Consider the following 685-nt stretch of genomic DNA (forward strand, 5'->3'; position numbering starts at 1 on the left):
TCTCGAGCCATTGCGGGACAGCCCTTAGCCTCGGCCGCCGGCACACCTTCCTCGCACCTGAACGGTCAAGGCAGCACCTTGAAAACCGGAGTGCTACCGCGAGAACCAACGAGGACCTCAGGAGTGGGATACGGCCAGGTGACAGCGGCAACTCTTGTGAGGGAACAAGTGCCAGCCCCAGATGGGTGGACGAAGACCTTCACCGATCTCCGGCTCTGCGCGGCCATCGTCGACCGCCTGACGTTCAACGGCACGATCATCGAGACCGGCACCGACTCCTTCAGGCTCGCCTCCACCCGGGCACGAGCCGAGGAACCATCCAAGGCCGGCTGAGAACCCATCTTTGAGCCGCCGAGCAGGGGGGCTGTTTCCTGACGCGCCCTAGAAAAAAGGTTGTGGTCCGCCGTCGATCCGGCCGCGTCCCGTTCGACGTCATGATGTGCGGCGGCTCGCCGCACGGTGACGCGATAACCTGCCGAGGGACCACGTGGATCAACTGCTGAGAGTCATGAACTTCAACGTCTCGAGTGACGGAATCGGTGCCGGTGAGCACCAGAGTCTCGAGAGTCCGTTCGGCCACGACCACCCCGAGAGGTTGTTCGCCTGGGCCGGAGCCACGGCGAGCTGGCCCATGCGCACGGATCCCGGGGGGAGCCGGGGCCTCGACGATTACTTCACGCGGGAC

2 pseudogenes are annotated in these 685 nt (G+C 64.7%); both read left to right on the forward strand.

Going from position 1 to position 685, the window contains the following annotated elements:
- Positions 1-183: 183 nt before the first annotated feature.
- Positions 184-333 (forward strand): annotated as a pseudogene (locus LPA54_RS34300) (ATP-binding protein); the annotation flags it as partial.
- 154 nt (positions 334-487) lie between these two features.
- A pseudogene (locus tag LPA54_RS34305) lies at positions 488-685 on the forward strand (deaminase); the annotation flags it as partial.

Source organism: Streptomyces sp. DH12, from assembly GCF_020873895.1.
Lineage (GTDB): Bacteria > Actinomycetota > Actinomycetes > Streptomycetales > Streptomycetaceae > Streptomyces.